The sequence below is a fragment of the Mesorhizobium sp. P2_D6 genome, from assembly GCF_056404315.1.
In genome coordinates this window covers 214,465-235,465 of the sequence record NZ_JBFUEG010000004.1, presented here as the reverse complement: position 1 = coordinate 235,465, position 21,001 = coordinate 214,465, and the positions used below count along the sequence as shown (strand labels likewise).

The following is a 21,001-nucleotide window of genomic DNA, read 5'->3' as shown; positions in this document are numbered from 1 at the left end:
AGGCGCCGATCGGGTGCTGGCTGCTACGCAACAAGGCGTCACTGCCCCACGGTCATTTCGGGCCAGGGCCCGATAAGCAACAAGGGCTTTCCCGCGGTATGGCGTTGCAGTGCATGGCGCTGGCCACAGGCGGGCGCCAGGGCGCGCGGAGGGCTTCGCGGGCGTAGGAGCCCCGCCGGCCGCCTGGTGGGCCTATTGCGCCCTCTGTCTCTTGGCTTGTGCGGCAATAGCGCAGAGGAAAGCGAGTGCGGCAGCGTCGCATGCCGTCCGCGACGGTCCTTTGGCGAAGAGCACGGCGTCCGCAATTGGGATCGTAAGGCCGTACTTTTGGGCGAAAGAGGTGATTTCGTACGGCTGATCGTCAGACGGATGGCGGATGTCGAATTCCAAATTCATGTGTCTAGTTCCTCCCAGTTCGCGACCCTTCCACTCCTTGGCCTGATGCAAAAATTAAACTACCGACGCATCGCGCGAGTCCAGCAATTGGAAATTGAGTAAAACGATGCACTTTCCGGTCGCGCCAACATTGGCAGACAGCGGTCGGCATAAATGCGCGCTGGCGAGGCTACTGGCGGCCCAGCGGTCAAGGGCGGGGGGCTTGGGGTTTGACCACCGGGCCTAACCGGCAATGGGTGCCGGCTGACAAGAGATCATATTCCATTAGGGAAGCCTAAACAAACGCGCCGGGATGATCGTGCTATAATCCCGCATGGCCGTCCGAATAGTGGCTGTCCTGGCGCTTCTTTTCGCCTTCGCCTACGGATTCGCAAAACTGGTGGAACGTTATGGCGGAGTTGGCGATCGGCCTCCTGCGTGTGAGCAATTGTCTGATTGCCCCGACCCGAACGCGCCGCCTCCTGAACCTGGGCTTAAGCCTTACTGAAGCCTCACCCCCGGACGCTCACCATCACTAGCATGGCCGCGCTTTGGGAGTAGCGACATACTTCAGGACGGCAAGCACACCACCCATGCTGGCGACAACCAGTGCCAGCAAGATGCCAGTAATCTGCACAACATTGAAAGCGCTTGGGAGATGATCGACCTTCGCACGCAGCGAAGTCACATCGGATTGGATCGATGATAGCTTAGTGTCGATCTTCTCAAACTTTTCCTCTTTCCCTGTCATCTTCAAGCCTTGCCTCCTATATTTCCCTCGTTGCGGCGACCCTCGAATGGAGATCGCCATGCCTCAAAAAACCCTCGCCGACACCCTTGCCGCCCGCGAATCTGTCTACGTCAATTGCGCGCACCCGGTTTGCTGCAAATCCACAAAGCTAGACGTCCAGGCGCTCATCGACAGGCTTGGTCCTGATCACGGGGTCAATGCATCAGGATCTCGTAGGGCTGTTCGCCTGCTGGATTGCAAGGCTCCCGACCGCGACCGCCGGCCGGTGTTCTTCACCGAGGTCCCTGACTATGACGGCAGAAGCAAATCACCACCGCACCGCCGGCACAAGAGTCCAAGGCCGGGGACCGTCCTCATCTGTTCGGCCGATGTGCCGGGCAAAGGAAGGTGCCAAATTGCACATGTGATCCTCCCCGGGTCACACCGCCGAACAGCCCCGTCAGCTAGTCCCTAAGTGGGCTGTTCCAAGAGCCCCACCGGCTGATTCCGGTGGGGCATCTTGCCTATCCAGGCCTCAGCCAGGCGGCGCGTCAATATTTGATTTTTTTCGATCCCATAGGGCCAAGCCCATCCGACACACGTCTCGCGACGTCCCTGACCAAATGATGGATCGCACTCGGCTCATGCGTCGCGTATGCCGTGAAGAATTCCATCGACTGTGCGACCTGATAGATCTCGCGGAAGTTCTGGGACATCAGCTCGTCATTATCGTCGAACGGATTCAACATGACATGTTCCATTCGCTCTACGGCGTCCGGGAACCTCGCGACGTAGGCTTTTAGGAATTCCTCGATGTGTTCGTCGCGCCGAGCCTATGGCTCGCTACAGGGCCAATCTTCAGGCCTCGTCAAGCCAGAAGGCAACTCGGTCCGGGCGTCTCCGCAAGCCATGTTGAGCTGCCACTGGGATAGACCCGCCGAATTGGAAAGATCGAGGCCCTCGATACGGGTCAGAAAGAAAAAAGCGCGGTCAAAGTCTATCGGCGCGGTGAACGTCGCTCCTCGGAAGTCCGCCCGCGCGAGATTGGCAAACGAAAAGCGGCTGCCGCTGATATCGGCGTCATGGAACTGCGCTCGCCCCAATTCCGCCTTTGTGAAATCAACATTGGTCAGATTGGCGTCCTGGAAATTCGAGCGCTGCACTTCCGCGCCCGTAAACACAGCGCCCTGCGCGTCCATATGGCTGAAGTCGGTCCTGTAGGCCTCGATTTTGTCGAACCGGGCGCCTTTGGCAGTCGAGTCGGCCAGTGAAGCACGCACAAGCGTTGCCTTCTCAAAATTTGCCGCAAGGAGATTGCTGTTCCTGAGGTCGGTCGAAGTGAAATCAACACCGATCAGGTTCGCCCCGCTCAGGTCCTGTCCTTTTAGGATGAGAAGCTTTTTGTCACAGTCCTGCCAATTGACGCCAGGCGCCGCGGCTGCGTCGCAATCTTGAGCGGCAGCGGCGTTCTGCCAAGCAAATACAATGCAAACCGCTAGAACCAAGCTGGATGTGCCGTAGGCTCTGGTTCGTCTCAAAGTCATTGTTGCTGGACCTCTGCTACTCGCCGACAACCTTACCACATCTGCGGACACTCGAAAGCGACGGCATTTTGCCCGCTAATCCCGCTAGTCCCCACCGCCAGATGAAAAGCCCGCCGCCGTTGAGGCAGCGGGCGAAAATGGTGGGCGTTGGACCTATTGAATGCAAGAGCCCGGCGGGTAGCGCTCAGGGTGCGACGGCGAGACGAGCATGAAATCGTCTTGAGTGCGCACAGGGATCATTCCGAAGTTGTTGCGGTAAGCGCGGTGGAACGGCAGAACGATCGTGTCGTTGCTCGGCTCGATCACTGCTGTGGCTGGGCTCTCCAAAGTACTCCGAACCGGAATAGTTTTCAGTTAACGTTCGGCGGCGTGTAGCTCTCCCACCGCGATAGACGGGTCTTGATGTCGAAGCGGGACGCCTCGAAGTTGGTGCCGGTGTTGGCCTTGTTTTTGCCGTCGGTCAGCCGATACAGCTCGTCGTTCTCGACATCGTCGACAGGGTGGGTCGATCGCACCACCCGCAGCCATAACGATCGTGCTCGATCGCAAACGTGCTTGACCTGGCTCATTTCTTCCTCCCGTCAATCTCCATGCTGCTCGAGGTTTTCATCGCGCACGCGGTCCCGGTCGGGCCTGCCCGAGCTCGGTCGGTGCGCTCAGCCTGCGCCTGATCTGTCATCCCGTCAATGTCATCGCATCCAGTCAGAGCCCGCTGCGTCGAAGCAGCAAACGCCGCTTCGTTCCCGCCGGTAGCGCATCCCCCGGCATTTCCAGCAGACGGGGCGGGTTCGAAAGTGGGGCCTCCACGATCTGCACGAGTGACCGCCCGCTAATCTTTAGTCGGATTTCCGACGTCGAGAACCTTTGTAGTATAGGCGACCCGCGTCAAACCTATCACGTGTCGCGGTCGGTGGACGCCGTAATCGCGAGTCGGCCTTAACTAGGCCCGTCGTTGCGAGAAAGGCCGACAACGGTCGACAAGCGATCCCGCCGAGATCGCCTTTTTCCGACGAAGCAAGGAACTCGGGAAATTTATCATCTTTGCCACGGTGACGAAAAGATAAGCGGAAACCGACGGAGGCAGTTCGGGGGCTATCGTTTTAATGCGAGAAAATATCTAATAACTTCAATCTGGGATGGCGGAGAGGGAGGGATTCGAACCCCCGATGGGCTTGCACCCATGCCGCATTTCGAGTGCGGTGCATTCGACCACTCTGCCACCTCTCCGCGGTCATGGTCGGCCGTTGCCGGCGCGGCGCACTAGATAACGGCTGGGCGGGCAGGTTACAAGGCCAAATCCGCGGCGAAATTCAGCTTCCTGCGCGGGCCTTGCCTGATCAGGCATTGGCGGCGTCGACAGGCGGCGTCGGCCCGCGTTCTGGAGCAAGGACCGGAGCAGCAGGGAATCGGGCCGTTTGCCTTGACTTCAGCCAAACCTTCGGTTAGGGGAAGCGCGCAATCGGCGTGGAGGGTTCTTCCGCGCCGCTTGTTTTTTGAACCCGCAGACTGACAAAAAGACGGCCGAACCGCCAGAGGCGGTTCATCAAGGCCGACCGAACAGCGAAAGGCAAAAAATGTTCGCAGTCATTAAAACGGGCGGTAAGCAGTATCGCGTTGCCGCCAACGATCTCCTGAAGATCGAAAAGCTCGAAGCCAATGTCGGCGATATCGTCGAAATCGGCAGCGTTCTCGCCCATGGCGAGGGCGAAAATGTCACCTTCGGCGCCCCGTTCGTCGATGGCGCTCTGGTCACGGCGGAAGTCGTCGAGCAGGGCAAGAACCGCACCGTCATCGCTTTCAAGAAGCGCCGACGGCAGAATTCGCGCCGCAAGATCGGCCACCGCCAGCTTCTGACCACGGTCAGGATCGCCGAGATCCTGCTGGGTGGCGCCAAGCCTTCCAAGAAGGCCGCAGCCAAGGTCGAAGCCAAGGCGCCGGAAGCCAAGGCAGAGGTCGCACCCGAGGCGAAGGCCGAGGCCGCGCCGAAGGAAACCAAGGCCAAGAAGGAAGCCAAGGCAGAAGCTGCCCCGAAGGCGGAAGCCAAGGCCGAGACCGCCGTCGCGGCGCCGCTGTTCAAGGCGCCGAAGGGCGAGCCGGACGACCTGACCGTGATCAAGGGCATCGGCCCGGTCGCCGCCAAGGATCTGGCCGAACAGGGCATCATCACCTTCGCGCAACTGGCCAAGCTGACCGACAAGGATGTCGCCAAGATCGATGAGCACATGCCCTTCAGCGCCGACCAGATCAAGGACTGGCGCGAGCAGGCCAAGGAACTGGCGAAGAAGTAATTTTTCCGGCGACAAGGTCGCCGGATCGGACTTGAAACGGAACGCGAACGCGTTCATAAGACTATTCAAGCGCCTCTTGAGGCGCATCGGAGTTAGTTAGATGGCACACAAGAAAGCTGGCGGCTCGTCGCGCAACGGTCGCGACTCGCATTCCAAGCGTCTGGGCGTGAAGAAGTTCGGCGGCGAAGCCGTCATCCCGGGCAACATCATCATCCGTCAACGCGGCACCACCTGGCATCCCGGCGTCAATGTCGGCATGGGCACGGACCACACCCTTTTTGCGCTTGAGACCGGCGCAGTCACCTTCAACAAAAAAGCCAACGGCCGAACCTACGTATCGGTCAACCCGATTACCAAAGCCGCGGAGTAGCCGGTTCCGCACTACAAAACCGGCGCCCATCTCGGGAACCGGTGTCTGGCCAACCAGTGAATGGATCGGGCCAGGAAAAGGATCAGGGGAGATGGGTTTTCCATCTCCCCTTTTTTCTTGCCTGGAGGACTGAAAATGGTTGCCGAAGCGGAAGACACCGAAGACGAAAGTTACGCGATAGACTGCCCGGTGCTGGCCACGGAGCGGCTGGTGATGCGGGCGCCCTGCGAAGCCGATATTGCGCAACTGGTTGAGCTTGCCGACAACCGTCATGTCGCCGAAATGCTGGCCCGCATGCCGCACCCCTATGGCGAGGCGGAGGCGCGCGCCTTCCTGGCCATGACCCGGTCGCGCCGGGCCGGCATTGCGTACGCCCTGACGCTGGCCGGCACCGACACTTTCGTCGGCTGTGCCGGCCTCAACATGACCGATCGCGGGCTGGAACTCGGCTACTGGATCGGCGAGCCCTACTGGAAGCGCGGCTATGCGACGGAGGCAGCGCATGCGCTGGTCGACCTCGCCTTCCAGCGGACGTCGACCCCGGTGCTGCAGGCTTCGACGCGAGTGATCAATCCGGCCTCGCGCCGGGTCATCCACAAGTGCGGCTTCCAGTATGCCGGCCAGGGCATGCTGAACTCGATCGTCGCCGGCCAGGTGCCGGTCGAGCGCTACCGGTTAGACAGGAAGACGTGGATCAGCCTGCGAAACTGGGTCCACTTCTAGGTGTATTGATATTCAGGTGAGGCCGGTCTGCGAATGGCGGCTTCCTGCGCTTCCGGTGCTCACGTACTTAAGTACGCTCAGCTCCGGTTCTCGGAAGCCACCATTCTCGACTCGGCCTGACCTGAATCTCAACACACCTAGGCGCGTGGCTCCAAACGACAGGTTTGGAAACGTCGGTTGTGAATCGGGCTTAACTCAGCCCATCTCAACCCAGACCGGCAGATGATCCGACCCGACGGCTTTTTGATCGACCCACAGGCGCTTCAGCGATCCGGCGAGCGAGGCCGAGGTGAAGATGTAGTCGATGCGCTTGTGGCGGCTTGTGTCTTGCGGCCGGTTGGGATCGACCCAGGTAACGATGTCCGACGCGTTGAGGCGCTGGGCGACATCGACGGCGAGATCGGCGGTCAGCGGCATGCCGAACTCATGGTCCGGGCGGCCGACGAGTTCGACATACTCCGAGGAGCCGGGAAGCATGTTGAAGTCGCCCATGACGATGAAGGCTTCGGGATAGGGCAGGTCCGGCAGGCCGATCTCGGGAATGCCGGAGAGACCGCCGCCCTCCAGGGCATAGTTCAGCAGGCGCTGGCGCAGAAAACGGATCTGGCTGGCGCGCTCAACCGGACTGCGATGGTCGAGATGGGTGGAATAGAAGCGAACGAAGCCGAGCGGGGTCTCGACCAGCGCCTCGAGCGCGCCGCGTTGGAAGTTCATCGCCTCCAGGCTGCGGCTGCGCGGCAAAAGCAGATTGCGCGACAGTTGGATGGGCGTCTTCGACAGCACCATGTTGCCGAGCTGGAAGGTGGTGGTGATGGCGCGGCCGGCTTCCAGGCGCGAACCGACATTGACCTCGAAATTGCTGCCGTAGGCGGCAAAATACTCGGGCAGTGCCTCGCCGATTTCGGCCACCATGTCGCGGTTGCCGTTCCTCGGATTGTTGCGGGTCACTTCCTGCAGCGCGATCACGTCGGCGCCGCGCACCGCATCGATGATGCGGCCGAGATCGTAGCGGCCATCGAGACCGATGCCGTACTGGATGTTATAGGTGACGACCTTCATTCCCACGCCCCCCACGCTCCGTCCCGCGAACACTGCTACCGCTTCCCCGGCAAAAGGGCATCCGGCGCTTTAGTCGCAAATCGGCCTCGCCCTTCGGTCCGCCTTGGTTTAGAGCAAGGCGCAAGGTTAGAGCAAAGCCGCAAGGCCAACAGCAGAAACTGCGTAGTCCAATGAAATTTCTCGATCAAGCCAAGGTCTATATCCGCTCCGGCGACGGCGGCGCCGGTTCGGTGTCGTTCCGGCGCGAAAAGTTCATCGAGTTCGGCGGCCCCGACGGCGGCGATGGCGGCCGCGGCGGCGATGTCTGGCTGGAAGCCGTCAACGGGCTGAACACGCTGATCGACTATCGCTACCAGCAGCATTTCAAGGCCAAGACCGGTGTCCACGGCATGGGCCGCAACATGACCGGCGCCAAGGGCGCCGACGTGACGCTGAAGGTGCCGGCGGGAACCCAGGTCTTTGCCGAGGACAATGAGACGCTGATCTGCGACCTGACCGTGGTCGGCCAGCGCTTCCTGCTGGCCAAGGGCGGCAATGGCGGTTTCGGCAACCAGCATTTCAAGACCTCGACCAACCAGGCGCCGCGCCGCGCCAATCCGGGCCTGCCCGGCGAAGAGATGAATGTCTGGCTGCGGCTGAAGCTGATCGCCGATGCCGGCCTGGTCGGGCTGCCCAATGCCGGCAAGTCGACTTTTCTTGCGGCGGTGACCGCGGCCAAGCCGAAGATCGCCGACTATCCCTTCACCACGCTGCACCCCGGCCTTGGCGTCGCCCGCATCGATGCACGCGAATTGGTCATCGCCGACATTCCGGGCCTCATCGAAGGCGCGCATGAAGGCGTCGGCATCGGCGACCGGTTCCTCGGCCATGTCGAGCGCACACGCGTGCTTTTGCATCTGGTCTCGGCGCAGGAGGAGAACCCGGGCAAGGCCTACAAGACCGTGCGCGCCGAACTCGACGCCTATGGCAATGGCTTGACCGACAAGGTCGAGATCGTGGCGCTCAGCCAGGTCGACATCCTCGATGCGGATGAGCGCAAGAAGAAGGCCGCGTCGCTGAAGCGCGCCGCCGGTCGCGCGCCGATGCTGTTGTCGGCGGTCACCGGCGAAGGCGTCGAAGCGGTACTGCGGGCGCTGATGGCGGTGGTTGGCGAAGCGCGCAACGCGACTGCCGCTCCCGTCGAGACCCGCTGGAACTCATAGCGATGACGGCGCAGTCGCTGACAAAATACCGGCGCATCACGGTCAAGATCGGTTCGGCCTTGCTGGTTGACCGCACCAGCGGCCTGAAGCGCGACTGGCTGGCCTCGCTGGCCGACGACATTGCGGTGCTCGCCAATGGTGGCGCCGAAATCCTGGTCGTGTCGTCCGGCGCCATTGCACTCGGCCGCACCATTCTCGGTCTCGGCAAGCGGGCATTGAAGCTTGAAGAGAGCCAGGCGGCGGCCGCCGTCGGGCAGATCGCGCTGGCCGGCGCATGGTCGGATGCACTTGGCAAGGGCGGGCTCAAATCGGGCCAGATCCTGCTGACGCTCGGCGACACTGAAGAGCGCCGCCGCTACCTCAATGCCCGCGCGACAATCTCGACATTGCTCAAGATGAAGGCGGTGCCGGTCATCAATGAGAACGACACGGTGGCGACCTCCGAGATCCGCTATGGCGACAATGACCGGCTGGCGGCGCGGGTGGCGACGATGATGGGCGCCGATCTTCTGGTGCTGCTCTCCGACATTGACGGACTCTACACCGCACCGCCGGCGGGCGATCCGCAGGCGAAGTTCATCCCCGTGGTCGACCGCATCACGCCCGATATCGAGGCGATGGCGGGGGCGGCGGCTTCCGAACTGTCGCGTGGCGGCATGCGCACCAAACTCGACGCCGGCAAGATCGCCACCGCGGCCGGCACTGCCATGATCATCACCTCCGGCACCAGGCTGTCGCCGCTGATGGCGATCGAGCGTGGCGAGCGCGCCACCTTCTTCAAGCCGAGCGCCAACCCAGTGAAAGGCTATAAGACCTGGATCGCCGGTCAGCTCGAACCGGCCGGGCGGCTCACTGTCGATGCCGGCGCCATCGGCGCGCTCTTGTCAGGCAAATCGCTGCTGCCGGCCGGCGTCAGGCTGGTCAGCGGCAACTTTTCGCGCGGTGATACGGTGGCGATCCTGTCGCCCGAGGGCCGCGAGATCGCGCGCGGGCTGGTTGCCTACGATGCCGCCGATGCCGTAAGGATCGCAGGCTTGAAAACCGCCGAGATCGAAACAGTGCTCGGCTATGAGGCGCGCTCGGCGATGATCCACCGCGACGATCTTGTGGTGAGCGATCCGGGTGGCCAGATACGAGCTGCCGGCCAGCTAAGGGCCGGGGGCGACGTAAGCGGAGGATGAGCCATGCTGAAGCTGCATGAAAAATCCGGGGATGACACGATCGCGCTGATGGCCGATATCGGCCACCGCGCCCGCGCCGCCGCCCGACCGTTGGCCATCGCCACCACCACCGCCAAGAATGCCGCGCTTCTCGCCATGGCCGACGCGATCATCGCGCGCCAGCAGGAGATTCTCGACGCCAACGGCATCGATGTGTCGAATGGCCACGAATCGGGCTTGTCCGCCTCGTTCATGGACCGGCTGAAGCTCGATCCGGCGCGTATCCGCGCCATGGCCGACGGCGTTCGCGAGATCGCAGAACTCAAGGATCCGGTCGGCGATGTGATCGCTGCCTGGGAGCGGCCGAACGGCCTGCAGATCGAGCGCGTGCGCACGCCGCTCGGCGTCGTCGGCGTCATCTATGAGAGCCGGCCGAATGTGACGGCCGATGCCGGCGCTCTCTGCCTCAAGGCAGGCAATCCAGTGATCCTGCGCGGCGGCTCGGATTCGCTCAATTCGTCCGCCGCCATCCATGCCTGCCTGGTCGAGGGGCTGAAAGCCGCCGGCCTGCCGGAAGACGCTATCCAGCTGGTGCCGACCACTGACCGCGCCGCCGTCGGCGAGATGCTGAAGGGTCTCTCCGGCAATCTCGACGTCATCATTCCGCGCGGCGGCAAAAGCCTGGTCGGGCGGGTGCAGAGCGAGGCGCGGGTACCGGTCTTTGCCCATCTCGAAGGCATCTGCCATCTCTATATCGACCGCTCGGCCGACCTCGATATGGCGGTGAAGATCGCCGTCAACGCCAAGATGCGCCGCACCGGTGTCTGCGGCGCTGCCGAGACGCTGTTGGTCGATCGTGCCGTGGCGTCGACCCATCTGGTGCCGATCCTCGACGCGCTGCGTGCGGCCGGCTGCGAAATCCATGCTGATCTGGAGGTGATGAAGCTGTTCTTCGACGCCAAGCCGGCGACCGATGCCGACTGGGTGACCGAATATCTCGACGCCATCATCGCGGTGAAGCTGGTCGACGGCATTGCCGGCGCCATCGACCATATCGAAACGTTCTCCTCGCATCATACCGAGGCGATCATCGCAGAGGATGCAAAGGCGGTGGAGCGCTTCTTCAACGAGATCGATTCGGCGATCCTCTTGCACAATGCCTCGACCCAGTTCGCCGATGGCGGCGAGTTCGGCATGGGCGCCGAGATCGGCATCGCCACCGGCAAGATGCATGCGCGCGGACCGGTCGGCGTCGAACAGCTGACCTCGTTCAAATACCGCGTGCGCGGGTCGGGACAGGTGAGGCCTTGAGCGCTGGCCTTACCCTCCCCCTTGTGGGGAGGGTGGCGAGCGTAGCGAGCCGGGTGGGGGTACGACGCTGAATTCTGCAACACCCCCACCCCGCTCCGCTTCGCGGATCGACCCTCCCCACAAGGGGGAGGGTAAGGGCGCTATTTCCTCCCGCTATTTCAAAATGCCCCACGCCGAAAAGGGCCTTGCAGTTGGCCTGTTTGGCGGCTCGTTCAACCCGCCCCATGCCGGTCATGCGCTGGTGGCGGAAATCGCGCTGCGGCGCCTGGCGCTCGACCAGCTGTGGTGGATGGTGACCCCAGGCAATCCGCTGAAGAGCACCAGGGAATTGGCGCCGCTCGGCGACCGGCTGCTTCAGTCGGAGCAGATCGCCAAGAACCCGAAGATCAAGGTCACGGCTTTCGAGGCGGCGCATCATATCCGCTTCACCGCCGACACGCTGGAGCTGGTCAAGGCGCGCAATCCCGGCGTCGACTTCGTCTGGATCATGGGTGCCGACTCGTTGCGCGACTTCCACCGCTGGCAACGCTGGCGCCAGATCGTCATGACCTTCCCGATCGCCGTCATCGACCGCCCGGGTGCGACGCTGTCCTTCCTGTCTTCGGTGGTCGCCAAGACCTTCGACTATGCCCGCGTCGACGAGGGCGACGCGCCCCGGCTCGCGCGCATGAAAGCGCCGGCCTGGACTTTTATTCACGGCCCGCGCTCGTCGCTGTCGTCGAGCGCTATTCGCAAGCAGGCCAAGGGATAACTCCGTAAGGCCAGATCGCCGATGTCGCTTTTACGGCGGTCTTTCGCCACTGGCTGGGCGATGCTGCGCTGGATATGGCCAATCCAGTGAACCAAAACGACATCGACCCGGACCACGGCGCCCCACCGGCGCCGGTGATCGCCATTGCCAGCGTCGTCGTATCGATGGCGCTGATCGCGGTCGGCAACGGGTTGATGTTTGCCTATATCCCGGTCCGGCTCGGCGTCGAGCGCTTCGATCCGACCTGGGCCGGGCTGATCATCACCGGCCTGTCGGCCGGCGGCCTTGCCGGCTGCATCCTGACAGGACCTCTCGTCAGAAGGGTCGGGCACGCCCGCGCGTTCATGGTGCTGTCGGCGCTGATTGCGCTCTCCAACGCGGCCATCGGCGCCGGCACCTATCCGCTGCTGTGGATCGCGGCGCGCGCGCTTTACGGCTTTGCCATATGCGGCCTGTTCATCGTTGCCCAGAGCTGGCTCAACGATGCCGTAGCCAACGCCATTCGCGGCCGGGTGATGGCGGTGTTTTACGTCGCCTATGTCGCCGGGCTCGGCGTTGGCTATGCCCTGCTTGCGGCGGTCGACATCGCGTCGGCGCAGGCGCCGCTGATCGGCATTGCCTTCACCGCGGTGTCGATCCTGCCGGTCGGCATGACCCGTCTAGCTCAACCGCCACCACCTCGCGCGGCCTCGGTGGCGCTCGGGCGCGCCTGGCGAATCTCGCCGGTCGGCGTGGCCGGCATGTTGGCCGTCGGCGGCCTGTCGATGGCGATTTCGGGCTTCGCGCCGATCCACGCCACGGCCAAGGGCTACAGCCAGGCCGATGTGGCGCTGCTGCTCTCGGCCATGCCTGTCGGCACGCTGATCCTGCAGATCCCGCTCGGCTGGATCTCCGACCGTACCGACCGCCGCTACGTCCTGGCCGGCGCCGCGGCGCTTGCCATCGTCGCCGGCCTGCTCGCCATCGGCTTCGACGGCGGCGCGCTGGCGGTGCTGGTGGTGATCTACGTGATCTGGGACGGCGCCTCGGAGTCGATCTATTCGCTGGCCAGCGCGCATGCGGCCGACCGCGCCGGCAAGGACGACATGGTGGCGCTGTCGAGTTCGCTGCTGTTTGCCTGGTCGCTGTCTGGTTTCATCGTGCCGGGCATCGTGACGGCGCTGTCGGCTGTCTATGGAACGCAGGCCTTCATCTATGTGGCGATCGTCATCGCCACCGTCTTTTGCCTGTTCGTGCTGTGGCGGGTGGCGACGACTCGCGCCGTGCCTGCCACGGAGACCGGCAGTTTCGCGCCGATGTCGGCGCAGGCGCCGCTGCCGGTGGAGCTCGCTTTCGCCCCTGAAGAGCAGCGCTAGACGAGTTCCACAAACCTACTGTCGGGTGGCGGAAGCCTCCTGCCGGGCCTCCGGCGGCGGCGCCGGAACCGAGATGGCCTCGGCGTCGAAGGCCTGCTTGACGCGTTTGGTGAGATCGATCTGGGTGGCGAAGAAATCCGCCGCCGATGTCCAGTAGCGCAAGGTGATGGCGACGGTGGCATCGCCGACGGTGGCGACAAAGGCAATCGGCGCCGGCTCGCGTTTGATGCGACGCTCGCCACCGGCAACGCCCAGCATGGTCTTTTGCGCCAGGTCGATGTCGTTCCACGAGCCGATGGTGAGCGTGATGTCGGTGCGGCGCACGCCGTTGCGGGTAAAATTGCGAACCGGCTGGTTCCACAGCGTCGAATTGGGCGCCAGAACGTAGACGCCGTCCGTCGTGCGCAGCTTGGTGGCGAACAGGCCGATTTCCTCGATGGTGCCGGCAATGGCGCCGACCTCGGCATATTCGCCGATGCGGAATGGCCTGAGCGCCAGAAGCATGATGCCGGCGGCGATGTTCTGCAGCGTGCCTTGCAGCGCAAGACCAATCGCCAGGCCGATGGCGCCGATGGCGGCGATGATCGAGGCCGTCTGCACGCCGAACTGGCCGAGCACCATGATGACGACCAGGATCAGGATGGCGTATCGGACGATCTTCGAGAAGAAATGGCGCAGCGTCGCGTCGAAGCCATGGATATGGCCGAGCCCGGCTGAGATCGAGCGTTCGGCGAGACCGGCAACGAGGTAGCCGACAACCAGCAGGATGACGGCGCCGATGGCGGAGAAGGAATAGGAAACGATCAGGGTGCTCAGTTGCGCAAGGCCGGCCTGCACGGTGAGAAGCGTGTTTTGGGGGTCGATGGGCATCAGAGAATTCCGGTTGGGGGGTGCGTCGATAACCCCTGTGGACGCCATGGGTTCCGATTTTTTTGAAGCCCGGCGGAACCGCAAGGTGGGCGCCACGTTCGCGCCGGCAGAGCCTGCGTCTTGAAACTGCAACGGAACTCTGCCTATCTATGGGGTGTCACCTGATTTCATGGGTGATTTGGTTGTTCTTGCTGCGAAAGGAAATACACTGAGAACAGCACTGCGGAAGAAGGCCGACATCGTGCCTTCGCCGGCCAGGATCAGCGTAGATGACGCCGTATCCCGTGCCATCAAGACAGTCCTTGCCAGTCTGGAAGACTCCAAGGCCGAAAATATCGTCTCAATCGACATTCAGGGGAAATCGAGCCTCGGCGACTACATGGTTGTCGCATCGGGTCGATCGCACCGTCATGTCTCGGCTGTTGCCGACCATCTCCTCAAGGCGCTCAAGGATGCCGGGCTCGGCATGGCGCGCGTCGAGGGGCTGTCCGGCGCCGACTGGGTTCTGATCGATTCTGGTGATATCATCGTCCATGTCTTCCGCCCCGAAGTCCGCGAATTCTACAATCTTGAAAAGATGTGGCAGGCGCCGGATCTCGAGGAAGAGACCCTCCACTAAGCCGCTCGCGCGGCTTATAGAGGCGGGATGAAAGTATTCGTTCATGCCGTGGGCCGGATGAAGACCGGCCCCGAGAGAGAACTCGCCGACCGCTATTTCGAGCGTTTCGCCAAGAGCGGCCCGGCGATCGGGCTCGAATTCTCCGGTGTCGCCGAGATTGCCGAGGGACGCGCGCAGAACGCCAATGAGCGCCGCCGCGAGGAAAGCCAGAAGCTGCAGGCGCAGCTGCAGCCAGGCACGGCGCTATTCCTGCTCGACGAACGCGGCAAAAACCTGTCCTCAGACGATTTCGCCGGCCGCATCGGCCAGCTGCGCGATGGGGGCCGCAAGGCGCTGGTGATCGCCATTGGCGGTGCCGACGGACACGACCAGCCGCTGCGCGACCAGGCCGATCTGGTGCTGTCGTTCGGCGCGGCAACCTGGCCGCACCAGCTGGTGCGCGTCATGCTGGGCGAGCAGCTTTATCGCGCGGCGACAATTCTCTCGGGCCATCCGTACCATCGGTCGTAAACCGGTGGACGCAATCACCGTCATACCGATTTCCGCCCCAATGCGCGGCTGTCTTATGCTAGGCTTCGGTTTCGATCATGGTTGATGGTTCGTTAACGAAGCCACGCATAGAGTCGGGCTTCAATGGCTGACAACGGGAAATCAGGAACGGGCTTCTGGCACGCACGCTGCGGCATCGCTGCAGCCGTGGTTTTGCTGTCGCTCGGCCTTGCGCGGGCCGAAAACACGCTCGACGTGGCGCCCGATCCGGACCAGAGCCGGGCCGAATATGAGAAGGTGTCGGCCGAGATCACGCTGTCGTCCGAACGGCTGGCCAAGCTTGCCGCCGACATTGCGGCGGTCAAGAAGGACCATGCTTCGATCACCGCGGCGCTGATCCAGTCGGCGATGACCGAGCAGAAGCTCGGCCAGGACATCGAGGATATCGGCGCCAGGCTGGAAGGGCTGAAGGGCGAGGAACAGAAGATCCGCGTCTCGCTGGCGGCGCGGCGCGACGTGCTGGCCGAGGTGCTGGGAGCGTTGCAGCGCATGGGGCTCAATCCGCCGCCGGCGATCCTGGTCAAGCCGGAAGACGCGCTGTCGTCGGTGCGCAGCGCCATCCTGCTCGGCGCGGTGGTGCCGGAACTGCGCCAGCAGACCGACAAATTGCTGGCCGACCTCAAGGAACAGACGCGGGTAACGGCCTCGATCGAGGCCGAGCGGACCCGGCTGACGGCGGCGGTCGGCGAGCAGACGGCGGAAAAGAAACGCCTCTCCATGCTGCTCGAAGCCAAGCAGAAGCTCGAGGCGGACACCTGGACCGCAATGGTGGCGGAAAAGCAGCGCTCCCAGGCGCTTGCGGCCAAGGCCGGCAGCCTGAAGGAACTGATCGCTTCGCTCGAGGCCGACAAGAGCCGCAAGGCGGCGGATGCAGTCAAGGCAGGCGAGCAGAAGGCGGCTGACGGGGACAAGCCGGACGCGGATACCACCGCGTCGACGGAACTCGCCTCGCTGCCAGTGCCGGAACGCAATCGCCTCACCGCCTCGGCGCCGTTTTCGGCGCTTCAGGGCCAGGTCGCGCTGCCGGTCACCGGCAAGATCAAGCGCCGTTTCGGGGCCGATGACGGTAACGGCGCGGTGATGCTTGGCGACATGGTTGCGACACAATCGGGAGCCATCGTGACGGCACCGGCGGACGGAAATGTGCTTTATGCGGGGCCTTTTCGCTCCTATGGTCAACTCTTGATCCTCAATGCGGGAGACGGCTATCATGTCGTCCTGGCGGGGATGAGCAGAATCAGCGTCGCGTCTGGCCAGTCGGTGCTCGCAGGAGAGCCGGTCGGCGCGATGGGAGAGGCCCGGGTGGCAAGCACCTCGGCCTCGAAGAATGGAAATGCCACGCCGGAACTCTACGTCGAGTTCCGCAAGGATGGAAAACCCGTCGATCCGACCCCATGGTGGGCGGACCGCTTCTCTGGAAGGACGTGAAATGATGCGGAAACTGTCGCTTCTTATTGCCGGTGCGCTGATGGGCGCGTCAGCGATGAGCCTGGTCTATGGCGCGCCCGGCTCGACGGCGAACGCTGCAGGCTCCGAAACCTACAAGCAACTAGCGATCTTCGGCGACATCTTCGAGCGCGTGCGGGCGCAGTATGTGACGCCGCCGGACGACAAGTCGCTGGTCGAAAACGCCATCAACGGCATGCTCGCTTCTCTCGATCCGCACTCGTCCTACATGAATGCCGAGCAGGCGCAGGACATGCGCGTGCAGACCAAGGGTGAGTTCGGCGGCCTCGGCATCGAGGTCACCATGGAGAACGACCTGGTCAAGGTGATCACGCCGATCGACGACACACCGGCCGCCAAGGCAGGCGTGCTGGCCGGCGACTATATCGCCAAGATCGACGGCGAAGAGGTTCGCGGCCTGACGCTGAACGACGCGGTCGAAAAGATGCGCGGCCTGGTCAACACGCCGATCAAGCTCACCATCCTGCGCCAGGGCGCCGACAAGCCGATCGAGCTGACGGTTGTGCGCGACATCATCAAGGTCAAGGCGGTCAAGTTCCGGGTCGAGAACGACATCGGCTACATGAAGATCACCTCCTTCACCGAAAAGACCTATGACGACCTCGAGAACGCTATCGACACCATCAAGAAGCAGGTGCCGAACGACAAGCTCAAGGGCTATGTGCTCGATCTGCGCCTCAACCCGGGCGGCCTGCTCGACCAGGCGGTGAGCGTGTCCGACGCCTTCCTCGACCGTGGCGAGATTGTCTCGACCCGCGGCCGCGACCCGAAGGATGTCACCCGCTTCGACGCCAAGGCAGGCGACGACATCGGCGCCAAGCCGCTGATCGTGCTGGTCAATGGCGGTTCGGCCAGTGCTTCGGAAATCGTTGCCGGCGCGCTGCAGGACCTGCGCCGCGCCACCGTGGTCGGCACGCAGTCCTTCGGCAAGGGCTCGGTGCAGACCATCATCCCGCTTGGCGAGAACGGCGCGCTGCGTCTGACGACGGCGCTTTATTACACGCCGTCCGGCAAGTCGATCCAGGGCAAAGGCATTACGCCCGACATCAAGGTCGACCAGCCGCTGCCGCCCGAACTGCAGGGCAGGGACCTGACGCGTGGCGAATCGGACCTCAAGGGCCACATCAAGGGCGCCGACGAGGGTGAGACCGGTTCGGGCTCGGCAGCCTATGTGCCGCCGGATCCGAAGGACGATCTGCAACTGATCTACGCCGAGCAGTTGCTGCGCGGCCAGAAGACCGATCCGGCGTTCCCGCCGAATCCGGAGAAGGCCGTGCTCAACCAGTAAGTCGACCGGCAGCACTGGCTGCCTGATCGAAGCAATGCAATGCTGCCGGGACCGCAAGGTTCCGGCAGTTTGATTCGGAGGCAGTGGCTGGAGAGCGGTGCCTCAAAAAGGCGCGCCGAGGACGCGCCGTCAGTTTTGGATCTGCGCATGGCGAAAAGGTTCGCTGATCATGCGCCCGGGGATACGGCTTGGCTGACATCGGCAAGGACATAGAACGCCCGCTCGGACAGACCGTCCGGCCGCGCGCTGCGTCGCGCGGGTTGAGCACCGGTACTGTCGCGACGACGCTGGTCGTCCTGGCCGCGCTCGGCATCTCCGGCGCGATCGCGCTTCGCGAAAAGCCGTTCCGCAAGCCCGAACAGGCGGCGGTCTCGACGCCGAAGGTGACGGCGGCTGCGGAGCCTGCCGCGGCGGCACCGACTGCCGAGCCCGCCGCGCCGAAGGCGGAAACGCCGCCCAAGACAGCCGGGCCGCAGATCATCCATGTGCAGACCCCGGAGGGCGACGGTCCAGCGAATGCGGCCATCGTCATCCATGACCCGTCGACGATCGGTCAGAATCTGAAGATCGCGCATATTCCTGACAAGGCGCTGATCGAGGCCAGCGACACCGGCCCGCTGCCGGTACGCGCCGCCGACGGCAGGCGGCCGTTCGACGTCTATGCGCGGCCGTGGTCCGGGTCGCGCGGCGCCCGCGTGGCGATTGTCATCGGTGGGCTTGCCGTGTCGCAGACCGGAACCCAGGCAGCAATCGCCAAGCTTCCGGCGGAAGTGACGCTAGCCTTTGCGCCGCAAGGCAACAGCATCGGCCGCTGGATGCAGGCGGCACGGCAGAGCGGGCATGAGGTCGTCATGCAGGTGCCCCTCGAACCGTTCGACTACCCCAACGTCAATCCCGGCCGCAACACGCTGACGGTGGCGGCGAGCCCGGACGAGAACCTGAAGAGCCTGCGCTGGGCTCTGTCGCGGACCACCAATTATACCGGCGTCATGAACTATATGGGCGCGCGCTTTTCCGCCGACCCGACGGCGATGGGACCGTTCATGGCCGAGCTAGGCAAACGCGGCCTTGCCTATATCGACGACGGCTCGTCCGCGCGGAGCCTGGCGCCCGATCTCGCCTTGAAGGACGGCGTGCCGTTTGTCGCCGGCGATATGGCGATCGATGCCGTGCAGGACCGTGGCGCCATCCTGAAAAAGCTCGACGCGCTGGAAGCGACCGCACGCGCCAAAGGCTCCGCCGTCGGCATCGGCTCGGCCTTCGACCTCACCGTCGACACGGTTGCGGCGTGGGTGCTCGAGGCGAAAAAGCGCGGCATCGAGATCGTGCCGATCTCGGCGGTGGCCATCGACCCGGAAAAAAATTAGCGCGAACTCCCGAAACGGCTGGACCTGACTGATGGCTAAAAAGATCGATCCCGAGACGCTGCCCTACCGCCCCTGCGTCGGACTGATGATCCTCAATGGCGATGGGATGGTCTGGGTCGGCCATCGCATCGCCGAGCCGGACAGCGAATTTGCCGGCACGAAGCAGCTCTGGCAGATGCCGCAAGGCGGCATCGACAAGGGCGAAGAGCCGCTGCAGGCGGCCGGGCGCGAGCTCTATGAGGAGACCGGCATGCGCTCGGTCACGCTGCTGGCCGAGGCGCCGCACTGGATCAACTACGATCTGCCGGCCGATCTGGTCGGCATCGCCTTCAAGGGCCGCTATCGTGGCCAGACGCAGAAATGGTTCGCCTACCGCTTTCATGGCGAGACCAGCGAAATCCAGATCAATCCGCCGCCCGGCGGCCATACCGCCGAATTCGATGAATGGGCCTGGCGGCCGATGCAGGACCTGCCCGGCCTGATCGTGCCATTCAAACGCAAGGTCTATGAGGACGTGGTGGCGGCGTTCCGGCATCTCGCGTAGGCGGATGTGACGGTTCGCAAGGTGCCGGATACGTGCTTTATTGATCGGGATACCCCGCAGCTACGAGACACATATGAACGACGCCGGGCAATGGCCTCCTATCGCAGCGTTTGTGCTGTCCCTCACCTGCCTGCCGGCATCCTCTCCCCGTATAGGGACGGGGAGAGGGGCGCTGTCATCGCCGATTTCGCCAAGCGCCTACGCTGCAACAACTGCGCTGAGGGAGAGGCCAGCCCTTTCTCCCCGTCACTATACGGGGAGAAATGTCCGGCAGGACAATGAGGGGCAGCGCCGACTTCAGCGGATCTGCGATGTGTAAAGCCAAAGATACGATCAGCGAAGCGGCGGCCGGCGCGATCCTGACCATCGATCTCGGCGCTGTCCGAGAGAATTACCGGCGGCTGAAGGCGAAGCTCGGCGGCGTGCGCTGCGCCGGCGTCGTCAAGGCCGACGGTTACGGGCTCGGCGCGCGGCAAGTGGCGGCGGCACTGGTTGCAGAGGGCTGCGACATCTTCTTTGTCGCGCATCTCACTGAGGGTGTCGCGCTGCGCGAGGCACTCGGGCCGCAGCCAGCGATCCATGTGCTGAACGGGCTGCCGCCGGGCTCCGAGCCGGAAGCGATAGCGGCGGATCTTGTGCCCGTCATCAACAGCGCCGGGCAACTGAAGGCATGGAGCGAGGCCGGCCGAAAGGCCGGCCGCAAGCTCAAGGCGGCCATCCAGGTCGATAGCGGCATGTCACGGCTGGGGATGGCGCCTGCGGAGGTCGAGGCGCTTGCGGCCGATGCCTTCACCGGCGTCGACGTTGTCCTGGTCATGAGCCATCTGGCCCGGGCCGACGAACCCACCAATGCGGCCAATGATGCGCAACTCGGGGAATTCGAACGGTTGCGCAAAATGCTCCCCAAGGCGCCGGCGTCGCTCGACAATTCCTCCGGCATCTTTCTTGGGCCGCGCTATCGGTACGACCTCGCCCGCCCAGGTGCTGCGCTCTACGGCATCAACCCGACGCCGGACGAGGCGAACCCGATGCTGCCGGTGGTACGGCTCGAGGCAAAGATCATCCAGACGCGCAGCATTGAAAAGGGCGTGGGCGTCGGCTACGGCCATGCCTTTCTAGCCAGCCGTCCCTTGCGCGCAGCGACAATCTCGCTCGGTTATGCCGATGGCTGGCACCGGCGCGCCGCATCGGCCGCCTGGTTCGAAGGTGTCAGGCTGCCCTTTGTCGGACGCGTGTCGATGGATTCGATCATCCTCGACATCTCGGCGCTGCCGGCCGGCCGCTTGCGCGAGGGGGACCTTGTCGAGCTGCTGGGTCCCTCGCAGAGCGTCGACGATGCGGCCGGCCACGCCGGCACCATCGGCTATGAAATCCTGACCAGCCTCGGCCCGCGCTTTCATCGCTGCTACATCAACGAATAGAGGCGCGA

General features: G+C 63.6%; 22 protein-coding genes and 1 tRNA gene. 15 read left to right on the top strand and 8 right to left on the bottom strand.

Annotated features, from left to right (window positions below; translation table 11 throughout):
- Positions 1-192: 192 nt before the first annotated feature.
- The 6 genes from AC1D1L_RS10805 to AC1D1L_RS10780 form a co-directional block, all read right to left on the bottom strand.
- Positions 193-396, bottom strand: a complete 204-nt coding sequence (locus AC1D1L_RS10805) for a hypothetical protein (protein ID WP_477341109.1) — start codon at positions 394-396, stop codon at positions 193-195.
- A gap of 514 nt (positions 397-910) precedes the next feature.
- Positions 911-1,132, bottom strand: a complete 222-nt coding sequence (locus AC1D1L_RS10800; RefSeq protein ID WP_477341108.1) for a hypothetical protein — start codon at positions 1,130-1,132, stop codon at positions 911-913.
- Positions 1,133-1,656: 524 nt separating this feature from the next.
- Complete coding sequence (locus tag AC1D1L_RS10795) at positions 1,657-1,854, bottom strand: hypothetical protein (RefSeq protein ID WP_477341106.1); 198 nt, start codon at positions 1,852-1,854, stop codon at positions 1,657-1,659.
- 84 nt (positions 1,855-1,938) lie between these two features.
- Positions 1,939-2,649, bottom strand: a complete 711-nt coding sequence (locus AC1D1L_RS10790) for a pentapeptide repeat-containing protein (RefSeq protein ID WP_352593052.1) — start codon at positions 2,647-2,649, stop codon at positions 1,939-1,941.
- 350 nt (positions 2,650-2,999) lie between these two features.
- Positions 3,000-3,218, bottom strand: a complete 219-nt coding sequence (locus tag AC1D1L_RS10785; RefSeq protein ID WP_477341104.1) for a hypothetical protein — start codon at positions 3,216-3,218, stop codon at positions 3,000-3,002.
- Between the two features lie 568 nt (positions 3,219-3,786).
- Positions 3,787-3,876: transfer RNA gene (locus AC1D1L_RS10780), tRNA-Ser, on the bottom strand.
- Between the two features lie 347 nt (positions 3,877-4,223).
- Between AC1D1L_RS10780 and AC1D1L_RS10775 the strand changes: the two genes are divergently transcribed.
- From AC1D1L_RS10775 to AC1D1L_RS10765, 3 genes are all read left to right on the top strand, one after another.
- A complete protein-coding gene (locus AC1D1L_RS10775; RefSeq protein ID WP_477341102.1) occupies positions 4,224-4,937 on the top strand; it encodes a 50S ribosomal protein L21 in 714 nt (237 codons plus the stop codon).
- Positions 4,938-5,037: 100 nt separating this feature from the next.
- The gene (gene rpmA, locus AC1D1L_RS10770) at positions 5,038-5,307 is read left to right on the top strand and encodes a 50S ribosomal protein L27 (RefSeq protein WP_015315190.1); all 270 of its coding nucleotides are present in this window, start codon (positions 5,038-5,040) and stop codon (positions 5,305-5,307) included.
- 135 nt (positions 5,308-5,442) lie between these two features.
- The gene (locus tag AC1D1L_RS10765; protein ID WP_477341100.1) at positions 5,443-6,030 is read left to right on the top strand and encodes a GNAT family N-acetyltransferase; all 588 of its coding nucleotides are present in this window, start codon (positions 5,443-5,445) and stop codon (positions 6,028-6,030) included.
- Between the two features lie 195 nt (positions 6,031-6,225).
- Here AC1D1L_RS10765 and AC1D1L_RS10760 read toward each other — a convergent pair whose 3' ends face one another.
- The gene (locus tag AC1D1L_RS10760; protein ID WP_477341099.1) at positions 6,226-7,089 is read right to left on the bottom strand and encodes an endonuclease/exonuclease/phosphatase family protein; all 864 of its coding nucleotides are present in this window, start codon (positions 7,087-7,089) and stop codon (positions 6,226-6,228) included.
- A gap of 170 nt (positions 7,090-7,259) precedes the next feature.
- Between AC1D1L_RS10760 and obgE the strand changes: the two genes are divergently transcribed.
- The 5 genes from obgE to AC1D1L_RS10735 all read left to right on the top strand — a co-directional run bounded on the left by obgE (position 7,260) and on the right by AC1D1L_RS10735 (position 12,868).
- Entirely contained in the window at positions 7,260-8,291 is a 1,032-nt protein-coding gene (gene obgE, locus AC1D1L_RS10755; protein WP_477341097.1) for a GTPase ObgE, read from the top strand.
- 2 nt (positions 8,292-8,293) lie between these two features.
- Positions 8,294-9,472 carry a glutamate 5-kinase gene (gene proB, locus AC1D1L_RS10750; RefSeq protein WP_477341095.1) on the top strand — a complete coding sequence of 393 codons (1,179 nt, stop codon included), beginning with the start codon at positions 8,294-8,296 and terminating at the stop codon, positions 9,470-9,472.
- Between the two features lie 3 nt (positions 9,473-9,475).
- Positions 9,476-10,762, top strand: coding sequence for a glutamate-5-semialdehyde dehydrogenase (locus AC1D1L_RS10745; protein ID WP_477341093.1), 1,287 nt, complete (start codon positions 9,476-9,478; stop codon positions 10,760-10,762).
- Positions 10,763-10,925: 163 nt separating this feature from the next.
- Entirely contained in the window at positions 10,926-11,513 is a 588-nt protein-coding gene (locus AC1D1L_RS10740; protein WP_477341091.1) for a nicotinate-nucleotide adenylyltransferase, read from the top strand.
- 74 nt (positions 11,514-11,587) lie between these two features.
- Positions 11,588-12,868 (top strand): MFS transporter, encoded by a 1,281-nt coding sequence (locus tag AC1D1L_RS10735; protein WP_477341089.1) that lies wholly within the window; start codon positions 11,588-11,590, stop codon positions 12,866-12,868.
- A 15-nt stretch (positions 12,869-12,883) separates the two neighbouring features.
- Here the strand turns inward: AC1D1L_RS10735 and AC1D1L_RS10730 are convergent, their stop codons facing one another.
- On the bottom strand, positions 12,884-13,738 hold the full coding sequence (locus AC1D1L_RS10730) for a mechanosensitive ion channel family protein (protein WP_477341087.1): 855 nt from the start codon (positions 13,736-13,738) through the stop codon (positions 12,884-12,886).
- Positions 13,739-13,979: 241 nt separating this feature from the next.
- Here AC1D1L_RS10730 and rsfS point away from each other — a divergent pair, with 241 nt between their 5' ends.
- The 7 genes from rsfS (at position 13,980) to alr (ending at position 20,993) form a co-directional block, all read left to right on the top strand.
- Positions 13,980-14,357 (top strand): ribosome silencing factor, encoded by a 378-nt coding sequence (rsfS, locus tag AC1D1L_RS10725; protein WP_112559829.1) that lies wholly within the window; start codon positions 13,980-13,982, stop codon positions 14,355-14,357.
- Between the two features lie 27 nt (positions 14,358-14,384).
- Positions 14,385-14,867 carry a 23S rRNA (pseudouridine(1915)-N(3))-methyltransferase RlmH gene (gene rlmH / locus AC1D1L_RS10720; RefSeq protein WP_352592670.1) on the top strand — a complete coding sequence of 161 codons (483 nt, stop codon included), beginning with the start codon at positions 14,385-14,387 and terminating at the stop codon, positions 14,865-14,867.
- Between the two features lie 123 nt (positions 14,868-14,990).
- Positions 14,991-16,334 (top strand): murein hydrolase activator EnvC family protein, encoded by a 1,344-nt coding sequence (locus AC1D1L_RS10715; RefSeq protein WP_477341085.1) that lies wholly within the window; start codon positions 14,991-14,993, stop codon positions 16,332-16,334.
- A 1-nt stretch (position 16,335) separates the two neighbouring features.
- The gene (locus AC1D1L_RS10710; RefSeq protein ID WP_162712000.1) at positions 16,336-17,661 is read left to right on the top strand and encodes a S41 family peptidase; all 1,326 of its coding nucleotides are present in this window, start codon (positions 16,336-16,338) and stop codon (positions 17,659-17,661) included.
- Positions 17,662-17,849: 188 nt separating this feature from the next.
- Positions 17,850-19,028, top strand: a complete 1,179-nt coding sequence (locus tag AC1D1L_RS10705) for a divergent polysaccharide deacetylase family protein (RefSeq protein ID WP_477341083.1) — start codon at positions 17,850-17,852, stop codon at positions 19,026-19,028.
- Between the two features lie 31 nt (positions 19,029-19,059).
- Entirely contained in the window at positions 19,060-19,572 is a 513-nt protein-coding gene (locus AC1D1L_RS10700) for an RNA pyrophosphohydrolase (protein WP_352592661.1), read from the top strand.
- Between the two features lie 311 nt (positions 19,573-19,883).
- On the top strand, positions 19,884-20,993 hold the full coding sequence (gene alr / locus AC1D1L_RS10695) for an alanine racemase (protein ID WP_477341080.1): 1,110 nt from the start codon (positions 19,884-19,886) through the stop codon (positions 20,991-20,993).
- Positions 20,994-21,001 lie beyond the last annotated feature (8 nt).